General features: G+C 40.6%; 15 protein-coding genes. 12 read left to right on the forward strand and 3 right to left on the reverse strand.

The features are described from left to right. Positions 1–172 precede the first annotated feature (172 nt). A complete protein-coding gene (locus Q4533_RS02295; RefSeq protein WP_102440541.1) occupies positions 173–1,240 on the reverse strand; it encodes a DUF3083 family protein in 1,068 nt (355 codons plus the stop codon). A 182-nt stretch (positions 1,241–1,422) separates the two neighbouring features. Beyond that, positions 1,423–2,001 carry an arylesterase gene (locus tag Q4533_RS02300; protein WP_241904094.1) on the reverse strand — a complete coding sequence of 193 codons (579 nt, stop codon included), beginning with the start codon at positions 1,999–2,001 and terminating at the stop codon, positions 1,423–1,425. An 85-nt stretch (positions 2,002–2,086) separates the two neighbouring features. Between Q4533_RS02300 and Q4533_RS02305 the strand changes: the two genes are divergently transcribed. The 5 genes from Q4533_RS02305 (at position 2,087) to Q4533_RS02325 (ending at position 7,875) form a co-directional block, all read left to right on the forward strand. After that, positions 2,087–2,836 carry an ABC transporter ATP-binding protein gene (locus tag Q4533_RS02305; RefSeq protein ID WP_102440543.1) on the forward strand — a complete coding sequence of 250 codons (750 nt, stop codon included), beginning with the start codon at positions 2,087–2,089 and terminating at the stop codon, positions 2,834–2,836. Then, positions 2,836–5,319 (forward strand): ABC transporter permease, encoded by a 2,484-nt coding sequence (locus Q4533_RS02310; RefSeq protein WP_303501684.1) that lies wholly within the window; start codon positions 2,836–2,838, stop codon positions 5,317–5,319. Before Q4533_RS02305 ends, Q4533_RS02310 begins: the two co-directional genes overlap by 1 nt. Before the next feature lie 559 nt (positions 5,320–5,878). Next, positions 5,879–6,181: a hypothetical protein gene (locus Q4533_RS02315; protein ID WP_303501686.1), complete on the forward strand. Its 303-nt coding sequence runs from the start codon at positions 5,879–5,881 to the stop codon at positions 6,179–6,181. A 345-nt stretch (positions 6,182–6,526) separates the two neighbouring features. After that, positions 6,527–6,823 carry an antibiotic biosynthesis monooxygenase gene (locus Q4533_RS02320; protein ID WP_102440545.1) on the forward strand — a complete coding sequence of 99 codons (297 nt, stop codon included), beginning with the start codon at positions 6,527–6,529 and terminating at the stop codon, positions 6,821–6,823. 170 nt (positions 6,824–6,993) lie between these two features. Continuing rightward, positions 6,994–7,875, forward strand: a complete 882-nt coding sequence (locus Q4533_RS02325) for a LysR family transcriptional regulator (RefSeq protein WP_303459967.1) — start codon at positions 6,994–6,996, stop codon at positions 7,873–7,875. A gap of 45 nt (positions 7,876–7,920) precedes the next feature. On the opposite strand, the gene Q4533_RS02330 is transcribed toward Q4533_RS02325, so the two are convergent. Continuing rightward, positions 7,921–8,817: a TIGR01777 family oxidoreductase gene (locus tag Q4533_RS02330; protein ID WP_303501688.1), complete on the reverse strand. Its 897-nt coding sequence runs from the start codon at positions 8,815–8,817 to the stop codon at positions 7,921–7,923. 272 nt (positions 8,818–9,089) lie between these two features. Here Q4533_RS02330 and Q4533_RS02335 point away from each other — a divergent pair, with 272 nt between their 5' ends. The 7 genes from Q4533_RS02335 to Q4533_RS02365 all read left to right on the forward strand — a co-directional run bounded on the left by Q4533_RS02335 (position 9,090) and on the right by Q4533_RS02365 (position 15,716). Beyond that, positions 9,090–10,220 carry an AI-2E family transporter gene (locus Q4533_RS02335; protein WP_102440548.1) on the forward strand — a complete coding sequence of 377 codons (1,131 nt, stop codon included), beginning with the start codon at positions 9,090–9,092 and terminating at the stop codon, positions 10,218–10,220. A gap of 22 nt (positions 10,221–10,242) precedes the next feature. Further along, a complete protein-coding gene (locus tag Q4533_RS02340; protein ID WP_102440549.1) occupies positions 10,243–11,166 on the forward strand; it encodes a class I SAM-dependent methyltransferase in 924 nt (307 codons plus the stop codon). 507 nt (positions 11,167–11,673) lie between these two features. Further along, positions 11,674–11,832 carry a periplasmic nitrate reductase, NapE protein gene (locus Q4533_RS02345; protein ID WP_102440550.1) on the forward strand — a complete coding sequence of 53 codons (159 nt, stop codon included), beginning with the start codon at positions 11,674–11,676 and terminating at the stop codon, positions 11,830–11,832. 41 nt (positions 11,833–11,873) lie between these two features. Continuing rightward, positions 11,874–12,134: a chaperone NapD gene (locus tag Q4533_RS02350; protein ID WP_102440551.1), complete on the forward strand. Its 261-nt coding sequence runs from the start codon at positions 11,874–11,876 to the stop codon at positions 12,132–12,134. A gap of 2 nt (positions 12,135–12,136) precedes the next feature. Then, on the forward strand, positions 12,137–14,626 hold the full coding sequence (gene napA / locus Q4533_RS02355) for a nitrate reductase catalytic subunit NapA (protein ID WP_102440576.1): 2,490 nt from the start codon (positions 12,137–12,139) through the stop codon (positions 14,624–14,626). An 11-nt stretch (positions 14,627–14,637) separates the two neighbouring features. Then, positions 14,638–15,108 carry a nitrate reductase cytochrome c-type subunit gene (locus tag Q4533_RS02360; protein WP_102440552.1) on the forward strand — a complete coding sequence of 157 codons (471 nt, stop codon included), beginning with the start codon at positions 14,638–14,640 and terminating at the stop codon, positions 15,106–15,108. A 20-nt stretch (positions 15,109–15,128) separates the two neighbouring features. After that, the gene (locus Q4533_RS02365; protein WP_102440577.1) at positions 15,129–15,716 is read left to right on the forward strand and encodes a cytochrome c3 family protein; all 588 of its coding nucleotides are present in this window, start codon (positions 15,129–15,131) and stop codon (positions 15,714–15,716) included. Positions 15,717–16,055: the final 339 nt, after the last annotated feature.

The following is a 16,055-nucleotide window of genomic DNA, read 5'->3' on the forward strand; positions in this document are numbered from 1 at the left end:
ATTTATTCGTATGTTGTTCAACATGCCTTGGAGGACACTTGTTAATCAATGTGAAATCTGGCCACATTTATTTAACAAGTTTTTTTGATGTATCTTGCACAAGGAAGGATGATAAAAAAGGAGCAATAAAAAACGGCAGCTAGGCTGCCGTTTATGGGGAGAATAGAGTTAATTATGCTTTATAGCTAAGGTGTTGATGGAAGCCTACAGTTAAATCGATGTGCTCTTTATCAAAGTCGATGTCACTGATAAATTTACGCATCGCATCTTCAACTTGGTTCATAAAGCGGCCATAACCACCATCAGCAATATCACTATCACCCGCAACAATGACAAAGCGTATTGCTTCAGTAATGACATTTCCATCCCAATGACAGATAGGCTCAGCATCTGTGGCACTAGGGTCAAAACCGATCATTTGAAATTCAGCGGTACTTTGTAAATCTTCAAATTTACTATTACGTACTAAAGGTACTTTACCATTAGCAACCACGGCTAATTTATTCAGTTGTTTTGAGCGAGCAGCGTCAATAAATTTTTGGCAAACCTTTTGGTAACTATCGCTAAAATCATTGCGGTTTTCTGCAAGTAGCTGATTTTTAATTCGGCGACCAACAGGCATAGTGATCTGAACGTAAGAAAGTGCACTGACATCTTCTGGTAATGGGCAGTCACGATGCTGGTAGCGGCTATTAAGCGCTCTTAGCTTATAACCGTAGGTTTCTTTATGACCTTTATTTTTGGCAAATAGATCATAAGAAATATGCTGGTGATCGCGTATTTTGGTTGCCAGCTTCTGAGTGGGTAACTGTGGCATTAATGCCTCAGTAAACTCACGAATACGAGCATGAAAGTTTGCTGCTTTGCTGCGAATTTCATCACCCGTTGCTAAAAAGACCACTTTAAGTTTTTTAGCGCGATAATCAGGAATCATGTGTAAACGGTTTGCTTCATGATGCACCGGGTTATAGAAAAATCGTAACTGCTCTTGGGTTGAAAAACAGTAAACCTCATTATGAAAACGCACAACAGGGAGTTTATCTGTCGCAACAACATGGACATTATAAAGTTCAAATTTATCCGCGGTTTGAAAAACCAGCTTAGAAAACTCTTGGTAGCAGTTTTCTAACGTTTCATAATGAGCGATAAACTCATCGGTAAGTGGGAAACCAACGGTAATATATTGATTTTTTCTGGTCGTAGTAGGTAGGTAAACTTTCTTTTGCCGACTGATAGCCATGAGATTTCCTTGTAGTCATAAACAAAATACCAAACCTTATTGCTCAAAAACTGTCATTAAGGATTAGTATTTTAGAACGTTTGAACAAAGTTATTTGTGTATCATTCTAAATCCTAAACCTTAAAATAAAATTACTATTTTAGGCTTTTGTTCTCATTTTTGACTAAATGTTTTAACCTCTGTTACTTTTTTACTGCATCGATGATCCATGGACTCATCCATTGCGTAATTTTAGGCTGGGCATCCTCATTAGGGTGAATGCCATCTCGTTGCATTAAGTCAGGGTTAGGAGCGATTTCCAGCATAAAAAATGGGATCAGTTCAATATCATAATCACTGGCCAATTGATGATAAACATCATTAAACATTTTAGTATATCGAGGACCATAATTTGGCGGCACCATGATTTCAGTAAGTAACACATCGGCGCCACTTTGTTGAGATAACTCAATCATTTTTGTAAGATTTGATTTCAGCTGTTTTGGGGGGAACCCACGTAGACCATCATTACCACCAAGCTCAATAACAACAAGGTCAACAGGGCTCGAAGCCAGTAGATCTGGTAGTCTACGTAATCCGCCAGCTGTGGTTTCACCGCTGACAGAGCCATTAATAATTTGGTATTCGGGCAGGTCATTACGTAACAATTGTACCCAACCTTGCTCTTCCGACATGCCATAACCTGCACTTAGACTATCGCCAAGGATTAAAACCGTGGCAGCATAGCTAGGTGTCGATGTTAACAACGCGGATGTGACCAGTGTTGAAAACGACACTGCAGATACCACAACTAAGATGAAAGCCGCATTAAGCAGGCGTTTCGCCGGTAATAATAAGAAGGATCGTATGTCTACTAATTTTGCAAATAATTCCAGTGCCATTAATGTAACTAACCTCAATAAAACAGTGGTGACCCAAGAGGGGGAGCTCACTATCCTCAACGGCATTAATATGGATGTCAAGCAGGGAGACAGTATTGCTATTCTTGGGCCTTCTGGATCTGGCAAGTCAACCTTACTGGGTTTACTGGCTGCGCTTGATACGCCAACATCGGGTGAGATCTATCTTGATGGCCAAGCATTATCGGGCCTGAATGAAGAGCAAAAAGCCGCCTTGAGAAAACAAAAGGTCAGTTTTATTTTCCAATCTTTTATGTTGGTCGATACCCTTACCGCACTTGAAAATGTCATGCTGCCAGCGGAGCTTGCTGGTGTCAGCAATGCTAAAGAAAAGGCCCAAAGCATGCTGGGCAGAGTGGGGCTTTCCCATCGTTTGACCCATCTTCCTAAGCAATTATCGGGCGGCGAACAACAACGTGTGGCTATTGCTAGAGCCTTCATTTGCGAGCCTAAAGTGTTATTTGCTGATGAACCTACCGGAAATTTAGACAGTGTAAATGGCGATAAAATTGCTGATATGTTGTTTGCCTTAAACCAAGAAAGTGATACCACGCTGGTGTTAGTGACCCATGATCTTGAATTGGCTAAACGCTGCAAACGTCAACTGGTGATGGAAAATGGTCATTTGTCTGAACCTGCGATAACGGCTGCAAACACTAACTCGACGCTTGAAAACGTCACCGAGGAGGCCAGCTAATGGAGTTACAATTAGCGTGGCGTCTGTTTAAAAGAGAATTAATGCAAGGCCAGCTAGTACTAATTGTATTGGCGATAACCTTGGCAGTGTTATCGGTCAGTGGTCTTGCTCGAGTGAGTGAGCGATTACAAGTTGCCATTAATGGTGAGGCGGCTAATTTTATCGCCGCTGATCGCATTATTGATTCACCTGTTAAAATTGATGACAAGGTATTGGCGATAGCAGAGTCATTATCGGTTAACTATGTCACCAATATGAAGTTTAACTCCATGGTTTACTCGGGTGACAAATTTCAACTGGTTACCATAAAAGCAGTTGCTGATGGTTATCCACTGCGGGGCGAAATAGAGCTATCATCAGGCGCGACTCAAGCACTGCCCGCTAAAGGTGAGGCGTGGTATGAAAATCGCTTAGGGGGGTTACTGAATTACCCCAAAACCCTTGAACTGGGTAATGTAGAGCTTAATTTAAGCGCTGAGATTAGTCGTTTACCCGATGCAGGCTTTAATCCTTTTGCATCATCACCAGTACTTTTAATGCGTCTTGATGATGTTGACTCAACTGGCATTATCCAACCAGGTAGTCGAGTCAGTTATATTTATCAATTTGCTGGCGATGCAGCGCAATTAACCAAGTTTGAAAACCAAGTTAAACCGCTATTAAATAATAGTCAGCGCTGGGTAGACGTTCAAAGTGGTGATTCACCGATTGCCTCTGCGGTAAAACGTGCCGAACGCTTTTTATTGCTGGCAAGCTTGTTAGGTATTGCCCTTGCGTGTGCAGCCATTGGTATTGCCGCTCAGCGCTATTGTCAGCGTCATTATGATGTGGTGGCGATGCTTAAAACCTTTGGCGCTTCAGCTAAGCAAATCCGCAGTTTGTTTGGGTTGCACCTCATGTTGGTAACGGCATTAGGTATTGTCTTAGGTTTAATCGGTGGTGTGCTACTGGATATTGGTATTACCCAGTTTTTACCTGCTGAAATAGCGGCTTATTCTCCGCCTTATAGCCGACCAATTCTTCTGGGTGTCAGTACCGGGCTCATCAGTGCATTTATGTTTTCTGCCTATCCATTGATGCGCTTGTTAGCTATTCCACCATTACGGGTATTACAGCGTCAATTAGAAGGCTTACAGCTAGGCATGTGGCTGCATTTGTTGCTGAGTTTAGGGGCGATGGCGCTACTGGGCTACTTATATTCACGCAGTATTGAACTGACCATGACTGTGGTGTTGGCTGTATTGTTATTGGGAGTGCTGCTTAGCGTGCTGGGCTTTGTGATGATCCGCCTTGGTCACAGCGTTGGCATGAAAACCACCAACCCATTTCAGTTAGCATTAGCGGGTCTGCGCCGCAGAGCTAGACAAAATGCAGTGCAGTTGGTTGGGTTTAGCAGCGCATTAGTGCTTTTACTGACCATTTTGGCGTTACGACAAGACTTACTCAATGAATGGCAAAAACAATTACCTGAAAATGCGCCTAACTATTTTCTGGTCAATATCGCCCCAGAAGATGCTAAGCCATTAGATGACTTCTTAGACACTAACAAAATTATCGCGACTGATATTTACCCTGTGATCCGTGGTCGCTTAACTCATATTAATGATGAAGAGTTGATCTCGCGAGATGAAGAAAAGTCTGGCATAGAAGGGCGAGTCGGTATTTCAAGAGAGTTAAATCTGACTTATCGTGACGCCTTGCCGCCTAACAACGACATCACTGAAGGCACATTTAATCAAGCAGATGATGAGGTGTCGGTCGAGTCAGGTGTAGCAGAGCGCTTAGGCTTAGCCCTTAACGATACCATGACCTTTACTATGGATAATCGGGCGGTTACCGTTAAAGTGACCAGCTTTAGACAAGTACAGTGGGAAACCTTGCAACCTAATTTCTTTATGATATTTAGGCCTAAAGCCTTAGAAGGTTTTTCGTATACTTCTATGGCGAGCTTTCATTTAAATGATGAAGACTTGAAACAAGCGGGCAGTTCGCTAACTGCAAATGCCGTGGTATTGCAGTTAATTCAGCAGTTTCCGACAATTTCGGTTATCGATGTTGGCGCTATGGTGCAACAACTTAGACAGATTATTGACCAAGTGTCATTGTCGCTTACCTTAGTGTTGGCACTGGTGTTACTGGCAAGTGCTTTAGTGCTGATAGCCCAAACGGAAGCAGGAATGGCGACTCGCCAGCGTGAGCTTGCAGTGCTGCGCACCTTTGGCGCTTCAGGCTGGTTACTTCGCTCAGCAACAGGGCTTGAATTTGCCATCTTGGGGGCTATAGCAGGCCTTTTAGCGGTGATTGTCGCTGAGTTTGCGCTGTACATGCTCAAAACCCAAGTGTTTGAACTTGTGGTGTACATGCACTGGCCGTGGTGGGCAATCGCCCCTATTGCGGGCGCCGCAGTGGTATCCTTCTTAGGGATGTGGCGCTGCAGGCAGTTACTTAATCGTTCTTGCAGTGAGTTGCTAAAAGCCGGTTAATAACGGGTTTTATTATTTAAAGGAGAAGGCTAGCCTTCTCCTTTTTTATTGGGTTAAATTTAGTAGGTTTTATATGGGTTTTGGTTTAAAAGCATTAAAAATGCTTTAGCACTTCTATTAATTGCAGCGAAGAGTGATTTATCATCTGTTGAGTTTGAAAGTTCCTAACTAAAAGTGTCCAATTGGAGTTGACCAGTACATTATACCTAGAACCAATAATTTATCGAAAAGGACTCGGATATATTCTTGCTTAAGCGCTTGGAAAAGATGTATTTTTTCGAAATGTTGACGCAATACTACTGTACGTTCAAAATAATAATCTAGCAGTAATTAAATTCTATCACTGACATTATTTTATCCAAACAGGTGTAGATGTTGATGAAGCGCACTGGCAGGTAAGCCGTTAATTTGCAGATAAAAAAGCATGTTGCGAACCTCGAAACTGTTCAGAGTATACACCGCATTCACATGGGATATAGTTTGATTTGTAATTGAAATTGGCTATATAATTAATTAGTTAAAATATTGTAACTTATCAATCTAAATTCAAGGAAGAAACATGATTATTAAGCATAAAAAAACCTCTCTTATATTTACAAGTTTATGGTTAGTAAGCTTTTTATTTATTATCTACTTTATATCACAGCCTTATAATCTTCTTCCTGCAGACAGTAATGAGGCTGTTTTTAAAATGGTAGTATTTGGAGCTAATTTTATCTCATTATTACTTGCTTTTTGCTTTTATTCCAAAGCCAAAGGATACCCCTCATTTTTAGGTTTTTTATTATGGGCATTACTTTTTATTGGGTTTATAATATTGCTTTATTTACCTGATAAAACTGTTGAAAACTCTTCACCTTAAAAACGATTAAACTAGCTAGCACTTTACTAATCTAAATTGCATGGCTTACCCCAATTAGTTAAATTCTTAATTTCCACTCGGCTTTAGTTATTGCTCATTACTTGGTGACTTAAGATGGCCAGACCTAGACAAACACTCGTTAGCTTAGAAGATACGCCTTACTACGACTGCTGTTCACTTGTGGTACGTAAGGCATTTTTTCGAGTTTGATAAGTCGACTGGTGAAAACTTTGAACGTTGACGAAAGTGGGTAGTTCAAGGATTTAATTAAATAAGTTTTGGCAGAAATAGGGAGTGTTACTCCCTATTTTTATGCCTTATTACTAATCAAAAGGAGTTTGAAGCATGTTTGCGGTGATATTTAAAGCAACGGTTGGACAACAAGATAAGCATTATTCAGATACTGTTGCCGTGATGAGGGACCTAGCGTTTAACCATTATAATTGCATCGATTTTATTGCAGTATCAGAAGGGGATAAGGAAATCGCGATTTCATATTGGCATTCAGAGGCAGATATTCAAGCTTGGCATCAAGATTCAAAACATGCCGTGGCGCAAAAGTTAGGTCAAGATAAGTGGTACCGCGCTTACAGCGTTGAAGTTGTCGAAATTAAAAGGCAATATTCCTTCGATAATCAATAGTTGTTAACTTACTTTCTCCAGCTTCTTACTGCGAATAGTTAAATCATTTAATTATCAAAGTGAGTAAGTTTTATAACCTGCTGTTATTTAAAATTTGCTATGCTATCAAAACTAAAGAGTAGCAGAGCGTGCCATCTGCACTTGCAGCTTGAATAACAAAGGTAACTTTGATGATTAATCAAAAATGGTTAACGACCTTCTTAAAATTGGCTGAAGTAGGGCACTTTACTCAAACTGCTGAGCAGTTGTTTATGACTCAACCGGGTGTGAGTCAGCATGTGCAGAAATTAGAAAAGCAGTTGAACGTAAAGTTAATCGAACGCTTTGGTAAGCGCTTTGAATTAACGTCGGCCGGTATGCAGTTACAGCAATATGGCCAATCTCTAGTTAAGGAACAGCAGCAATTATTAACCGATTTACAGCTTGATTCAGAACATGTGGGTGAGTGCCGCTTTGCTTGTTCAGGTTCATTAGCCTCATTGTTATATCCGCACTTTATTGATTATCAAATCAAACATCAGCAGCTGAATGTTTCAATCGAAGCTGGACCCAATAGAAGGATAATAGAGTTATTATCCAATAACGATATTGATATTGGCATTGTGACCCAGCTTGTTTCCGACCCTGAACTTGAAGTGTTAGCCATAGGCTATGAGCACCTTTGTCTTGTGGTGCCGAAAAGTGAATCAAAAACGGTAATAAATTATGATGAGTTAATGGCGTTGGGCATGGTTGCTCACCCAGATGCGATGCATAATTGGCAGCAAGTGGTGGCTAATAACTATAAAGATAAACAAGCAATAGAGGTTCGGGTTGTCAGTTATGTTAATCAACTTAACCAAATTTTGTTGCCAGTTTCAAAAGGCCTAGGTTTTACTGTGTTACCTGAGTTTGCAGTAAAAAGCTTTAGTGATGTAGCGGCAATATCGATTGCTAAACTTGAAAAGCAGGTAAAAGAGCCCTTGTACATGATTTATAAAAAACATCGACCTTTACCAAAACGTTACCAGTGGTTTATGGATAAAACCACTGAGCTGGTTAACAGTAAATAGTGTTCTTGAAGACCACAATAATCAGAACTGCACATATCCAAGTGATTAGGCATTAAAAATTGAATCTAACGCTGGGTCAATATGGGTATATTTAAAGTTAAAGCCTGACGCCAATGTACGTTTGGGCAATACAAATTGCCCTTCAACAATTAAGTCTGCCATTTCGCCCATGGCTAACCGTAATGCTAATACAGGTGTCGGGATTTTAGCTGGGCGCTTTAAGGTAAAGCCTAATGATTGAGCAAATTGCTTGTGATTAACAGGATTCGGTGCCGTAGCATTGAAAATACCCTTAGCATCGTTAGAGTTAATTAAGTGTTCAATCAAATGGGTTAGGTCATCAATGTGGATCCAGCTAACCCCATGGGTGCCTTTACCAATCGGGCCGCCCAAGCCTAATTTAAACGGTGGCAACATTTTTGCTAATGCACCGCCATTTTTACCTAATACAATGCCAATTCTGAGCACACAGACTCGGGTGTTTTCTGACTGGGCTTTTAAGGCTAAGTGTTCCCACTCACTACAAACCTGATGGCTAAACTCATCATGGGCTTGGCTATGCTCATCAACAGGCTCTTGGCCTTGGCGACCATAAAAGCCGATGGCAGAGGCGCTAATAAAACTTGCTGGTGGGGTAGTGCTTTGTTGGATCAGCTGGGCCAGTCTGGCGGTTATATTCCAGCGACTGTCGCAAATACGTTGCTTTTGTTGTTGGCTCCAGCGTTTGCCGACAATGGACTCTCCAGCTAGATTTATCACGCTATCAAATTCATTGAGATTGTCTAAGGTATCAAGGCCTGATAAGTAATGATGTTTATTACCCAGCACGGCTTCAGCATGCTCAATATTACGGCTAACAATAGTAAGCTTATCTTCTTCTTGCAGTAAATGTACTAATTGTTGGCCAACAAATCCTGTTGCCCCAGTTATTAAAATCTTCATAAAGTCTCACCATTCATTTTGCCAACATAAGTAATAATACGTGCTAGCTTAGCGTTTCGATCAGTGTTTAGTGACTTGCTTTAGTTTCAAATTAATTAATTTTACTCGCTTAATTCACCCTTGGGGCGCTTTAAACATTTATACACAAAATATAACAGGTATAATCAATAATTTTGCAGTTAGTTGTTTTGTTTTTTCAATTAATTACGCATATAGTTTCAACTTAACAAATCTTAGTTTAATTCACGTTTAAGTATAAAAAGGTTTTCATTATGAATGGAGGTAACTCTTCCTCGATTGCGTTACGTGGTTTTGCCATCATGGCTTGCTTAGTGGTGATCCTTGCCGGTATCAAAACAGCAAGTCCAATTGTGGTCCCGTTTGTATTATCTGCATTTTTAGCGGTTGTTTGTAATCCCGCCATTGTATTTATGAGCCGTTTTAGGGTACCTAAATGGCTATCAATTATACTGTTGATGCTATTGATCGTGCTAATGGGCTTATGGCTGGCGAGTTTAGTGGGCAGCTCTATTAATGAGTTTTCTAAACAAATACCGGTTTACCGCCAACAATTAATTGAGCAGTTTTCATGGATATTAGAAAAGCTAACCGCGTTAAATATTAATATCTCTAAAGAAAAAGCCTTAGAATACTTTGACCCCGGTATGGCCTTAAGCATGACCACTAATATGTTGTCAGGCCTTGGTAATGTGATGGCAAATCTGTTTCTAATCATCTTGACCATTATCTTTATGTTGTTTGAAGCCCAATCATTACCGAAAAAGTTTCATTTTGCCTTAGACGATCCAGACATGCGCTTAAAGCAAATTGATAAATTTTTGCATTCAGTTAATCAATATATGGTGATAAAAACCCTCGTCAGTATTGGCACCGGTATTATTGTCGGTATTGGCTTGAGTATTATTGGGGTTGACTACGCATTATTGTGGGCAGTGTTAGCCTTCCTGTTTAACTATATTCCCAACATTGGTTCTATAATTGCTGCTATTCCAGCGGTACTATTGGCATTCATTCAAATGGGGCCCGGGGCTGCAGGTGTTACGGCTTTATTATTTTTAGGCACAAATACTGTCATGGGTAATGTGGTTGAACCTAAATTTATGGGCCGCGGTTTAGGCTTATCAACCTTAGTGGTGTTCTTGTCATTAATTTTTTGGGGCTGGTTACTTGGCTCAGTAGGGATGCTGTTATCTGTACCACTGACTATGATTGTCAAAATTGCATTAGAGTCCAGTGACAGTGGTAAGTGGTTGGCTATCTTGTTATCTGATGAAATCCATGATGAAGATGACAAAAATGGGGAATTAGTTGCCCGAGTAGAAGAAGCCGAACAAACAACAGATGAAACCCCATCTGAAAAGTCCGAAAATGGTCATGTTTAATTTACATAAATGAGCGTTATAAATGAATTCAAATGATTCAAATTTTCCTGCGGTTAACGCATTAGCCCAAGCACAATTAGGTGATGACCTTTGTCGCTTATTTCATGGTCGCGGGGGGCTCTTTAGCGGTTATGAGCATATTTGCTTAGACTGGTTTAACCCTGTGTTACTGCTTACCAGCTTTAAAGAGCTGCCAGAATCAGAAAGACAGTCAATGGTTGCTGATATAGAAGCAGTTTGGCAGCAGTGTCATGGCGATAAACCGTTTAATTTAGTATTTCAGTACCGTAATGCAGGGCAAACTATAACCGATGTTGTTGCCGGTGAAGTACCTGAAAAACACATAGTGACAGAAAATGGCGCCCATTTTTTAGTCCACCTGTTACGCGGGCAAAATCACGGTATTTTCCTTGATATGGCCAATGGTCGAAAGTGGGTTAAAGCACACGCAAAGGATAAAAAAGTGCTTAACCTATTTGCTTATACCTGCGCCTTTTCTGTTGTCGCTTTACAGGGCGAAGCGACTGAAGTGGTTAATATGGATATGAGCAAGGGCGCATTAGCCATAGGCAAACAAAACCATTTGCTCAATGATTTTGCTTCAGGCGCACGCTTTCTCGGTCATGACATCTTTAGATCATGGGGCAAACTAACCAAACTTGGGCCTTATGACTTAATTGTTGCCGATCCACCAAGTAATCAAAAAGGAAGTTTTGTTGCCACCAAAGATTATGTAAGGCTGCTGAGACGTTTACCAGAGTTACTGGCTGATAACGGTGAAGTGTTGTTGTGTTTAAATGCGCCTGAGCTTGGCTGTGATTTTTTAATGAAACAAGTTGAAGAAACTGCAGAAAGCTTAACCTTTGTTGAGCGTATTGATAATCCCCCCGAGTTTACTGATATTGATGAGCAAAAATCCTTGAAGGTCTTACGCTATAAGTTATAAGTATTTAACCGTGTAGTGACACATCTATATTTCTTTAAAAAGCACAATTGAATAACAATTCAGTTGTGCTTTTTTATTTGAGGATAATTTAAAGGTGGAGAAGTGATCGAGGTAACTCGCATGGTTATCGGCTAAGCCTGTTTGAAATCACTAGAATGTTCTGTAAGTGTTTGATTGACGATTAACAAGTTGATAACTTTTGTGTTAGAGACTATATATACTTATGCATGAGTATTTCTCTCCAGTGGTTCTGGTTTAAATCGAATCAATTAACATGAATGAGATTTTTATTTTTGGCTGGATTTACTATTGAAGCGCTTTATTGTTCATATGCCATTTCTAGTTGTAATAATTGTTGGTTTTTTTATGATCTAGATAAACATTTATTCGTTTTACCAATTTGTGAGTATATAGTTTAGTCATTGATAAAAGATAAAATTCACACGAATATCAATCAGTAACAATTATGCTACATCCCTTTCCTTAGAAACCTCTGCCGGAGGCTCCATGAATATAGATTCTAAAACTGAGAAAAGCCTAGAACTTAAAATTTTTATATTTTTAACGGTTTTCTTAGCACCCATTTTGTCAGCGATACTCGTTAGTGCATTAGGGTTCACCATTTGGTTTAGTCAAATTCTTTCTGGCCCTCCTGGCGCTGGATAATCATAGAAATTAAAACAAAAATTAATAGAGAAGTAATCTTGATGAGCAAAAAAGAAATCCACGTAACTAGCCTGATAGTGCAAGTAAAACCAGAGCAAATGGCTGAAGTTCGCCAACAAATTATGGCCATGGACAATGCAGATTTATCAGTTAACAACGAGATGAAGATAGTCGTAGTGATTGAAGGACCAAGCCAGCGTTCCTTAATGGATGACATTTCAACTATTAACGCAATACCTGGTGTGCTTACTGCCACTATGGTTTATCACCAAAGCGAAGAGCTAGAAGAGGGTGAAGAATGAGTATGAACAGACGTGAGTTTATGAAGGCTAATGCTGCTATGGCAGCTGCCAGCGTGGCAGGCATGGCTTTACCGGCATCAGCAAGTAACTTAATTACTAGCTCTGAGCAGACCAAATTAGAGTGGAACAAAGCACCATGTCGTTTTTGTGGTACAGGTTGTTCCGTTATCGTTGCGACGCGTGACGGTAAAGTGGTTGCAACCCATGGTGACGCAAAAAGTGAAGTCAACAAAGGCCTTAACTGTATTAAAGGCTACTTCTTATCAAAAATTATGTACGGTCGCGATCGCCTTCAAACTCCAATGTTAAGAATGACCGACGGAAAATATGATAAGAATGGCGAGTTCAGCCCCATTAGTTGGGATACTGCGTTTGATACCATGGCTGAAAAATGGAAAAAAACCATTAAAGCTAAAGGGCCTACTGCAGTCGGCATGTTTGGTTCTGGCCAATGGACTGTGTGGGAAGGCTATGCAGCGGTTAAATTAATGAAAGCAGGCTTTGGTTCTAACAATATTGATCCCAATGCACGTCATTGTATGGCTTCTGCTGTTGGTGGATTCATGCGTACCTTTGGTATTGATGAACCCATGGGTTGTTATGATGATATGGAAGCGGCGGATGCTTTCGTATTATGGGGCTCTAATATGGCAGAAATGCACCCGATCCTTTGGACTCGCGTGACTGACCGCCGTTTAAGTGCACCACATGTGAAAGTTGCTGTGTTATCGACGTTCCAACATCGTTCATTTGATTTGGCGGATTTAGGCATAGTATTTACGCCGCAAACCGATTTAGCCATGCTTAACTTTATCGCCAATTACATTATTCAAAACGATAAAGTAGACAAAGATTTTGTCGCTAAGCATGTTAATTTCCGTAAAGGTGAAACGGATATTGGTTATGGTTTACGAGCCACTCATCCATTACAGAAAAAAGCCAAGAACGTTGAGACTGCGGGTGATTCAACCCCAATCGATTTTGAGCAGTTTAAGGCGTTTGTAGCTGACTACGATGTTAAATCAGTAAGCGAGCTTTCTGGTGTACCTGAGCACAAGTTGATTGAACTTGCAGAGTTGTACGCTGACCCTAAAAAGAAAGTCACCTCTTTCTGGACTATGGGTTTCAACCAACATACTCGTGGTGTGTGGTGTAATAACCTTATTTATAACATTCACTTGCTAGTCGGTAAAATTTCTACTCCTGGCAACAGCCCATTCTCATTAACGGGTCAACCATCAGCTTGTGGTACCGCGCGTGAAGTCGGTACATTCTCGCATCGTTTACCTGCTGATATGGTGGTTACTAACCCTGAGCATCGTAAACATGCTGAAGAAATTTGGAATATTCCAAGTGGCATAATCCCACCAAAGCCTGGCTACCATGCCGTTGAACAAAATCGCCGTCTTAAAGATGGTGATTTAAATTGTTATTGGGTTCAAGTGAACAACAACATGCAAGCTGCGGCTAACATGAACGAAGAAGGATTACCGGGTTACCGTAATCCAGAAAACTTCATAGTTGTTTCTGATGCTTATCCAACGGTAACAACACAAGCAGCTGATTTGATTTTACCTACCGCAATGTGGGTTGAGAAAGAGGGGGCTTATGGTAATGCAGAGCGTCGTACTCAATTCTGGCATCAAATGGTTAAAGCGCCAGGCGAGTCAATGTCTGACTTATGGCAGTTGATGGAATTCTCAAAACGTTTCACCACTGATGAAGTTTGGCCGCAAGATGTTTTAGATGCCAATCCTAAGTTTAAAGGTAAAACGTTATTCGAAGTACTTTACCAAAACGGTAATGTTGAGAAGTTCCCATTAAGTGATGCTGATCCTAAGTTCTTGAATGATGAAGCTAAACATTTTGGTTTTTACGTTCAAAAAGGCTTATTTGAAGAATATGCAACCTTTGGTCGTGGACATGGTCATGATTTAGCTGACTTTGACCGTTACCATGAAGAGCACGGTTTACGCTGGCCTGTTGTTGACGGTAAAGAAACCAAATGGCGTTTCCGTGAAGGGTCTGACCCTTATGTTAAAGCCGGTAAAGGTTTTGAGTTCTATGGTAAGCCAGATGGTAAAGCGGTTATTTTTGCACTGCCTTATGAACCAGCGCCAGAGATGCCAGATGAAGAATACGATATTTGGTTATCAACCGGTCGCGTACTAGAACATTGGCATTCGGGGTCAATGACCCAGCGTGTGCCAGAGCTTTATAAAGCCTTCCCTGATGCAGTGTGTTTTATGCATCCAGATGATGCTAAAAAACGTGGTTTACGTCGTGGTGATGAAGTGAAGGTTATTTCTCGTCGTGGTGAAATTAAAACCCGTATAGAAACCCGAGGTCGTAATAAGCCGCCTGTTGGCTTGGTATTTGTTCCTTGGTTTGATGCTAGCCAGCTCATTAACAAAGTCACGTTAGATGCGACAGATCCATTGTCAAAACAAACAGACTTTAAAAAGTGCGCGGTTAAAATCGTTAAAGCCTAAGGAGAGACACCATGAAAGCACGTAAAATATTGTCAATCATTGCGTTAGTTGGATTCTCTTTTGGTTTGACGGCAGCAACTGTGCCTGATGAGAAAGTTGCTACATTACGCCTTGCACCATTAAACGTTGAACCAACACCGCCTGTTATGCAGAAAGTGATTAATTCAGATGTTAAGCAAGTGCGTAATTACCCGATGCAGCCGCCAATTATTCCTCATAAAATTGATGGTTATCAAATTGATTTGAAAGTGAATAAATGTATGCAATGTCATGCGCGTAGTAGCACTGGGCATTCTCAAGCTCCTATGGTAAGTGTGACGCATTATATGGACAGAGATAATAATTTCTTGGCATCGTTGTCGCCACGTCGTTATTACTGTACTCAATGCCATGTATCTCAGTTAGATGCCAAGTTATTGGTTGAAAATGATTTTGTGGATGTTAAAGAACTCATGAAAAAATCTTCAACGACTGAGCATTAGGAGCATTTATGATTGCAAAAATACTAGAAAAATTGAAGTTAGTTTGGCAGGTAGTAAACAGGCCAAGTGTTCATTACAGCCTGGGTTTTTTGACATTAGGTGGCTTTGTAGCAGGGGTGATTTTTTGGGGTGGGTTTAATACCGCTCTTGAATTAGCAAGCACCGAGGAGTTCTGTACCAGTTGCCATGAAATGGAAAGTAATGTTTATCAAGAGCTGCAAAGCACCATTCACTTTACTAACCGAAGTGGTGTGCGCGCAACGTGTTCAGATTGCCATGTACCACATGAATGGACCAATAAAATTGCTCGTAAAATGCAGGCTTCGAAAGAAGTTTGGGGCAAGGTATTTGGCACCATCAATACTCGTGAAAAGTTTGAAGGTAAACGCCGTGAGTTGGCAGAGCATGAGTGGGCACGCCTTAAAGCTAATGACTCATTAGAATGCCGTAACTGCCATAATTTCGATTATATGGACTTTACGCGTCAATCGACTCGCGCTTCGCAAATGCACTCAACCTCATTAGCGAGCGGTGATAAAACCTGTATCGACTGTCATAAAGGGATAGCCCATCAATTACCTGATATGGCTGGTGTGGAAGGCTTTTAGTAAAAGCCAATAGCAATAAATAAGGTCAGCGAAAGCTGGCCTTTTTTGGGGTTGCATTTAATACTATTTGAGGCCTATGTCAGAGCAGGTATTCTTTGTGGCTGGCTTGTAAAATATTTGAAGTTTATAGCTGGGAATAATCATTGAGAAGTTAAATTTGAAGTAACGAAAATGGCTTATTGAAGTAACTAAACAAAGCTTACAGTACATCCATGTACATAAGCGGTTAGAGCACGATTAAATTAAATACTATTTTTCTGATGAGACTGTAACTAATTTTGTGTAACTGCTTATCAACACGTACTCTATAGAGAGTCAAGGATAGGCAGATACTCATGA

This window comes from Shewanella sp. 6_MG-2023, assembly GCF_030547195.1.
GTDB lineage: Bacteria > Pseudomonadota > Gammaproteobacteria > Enterobacterales > Shewanellaceae > Shewanella.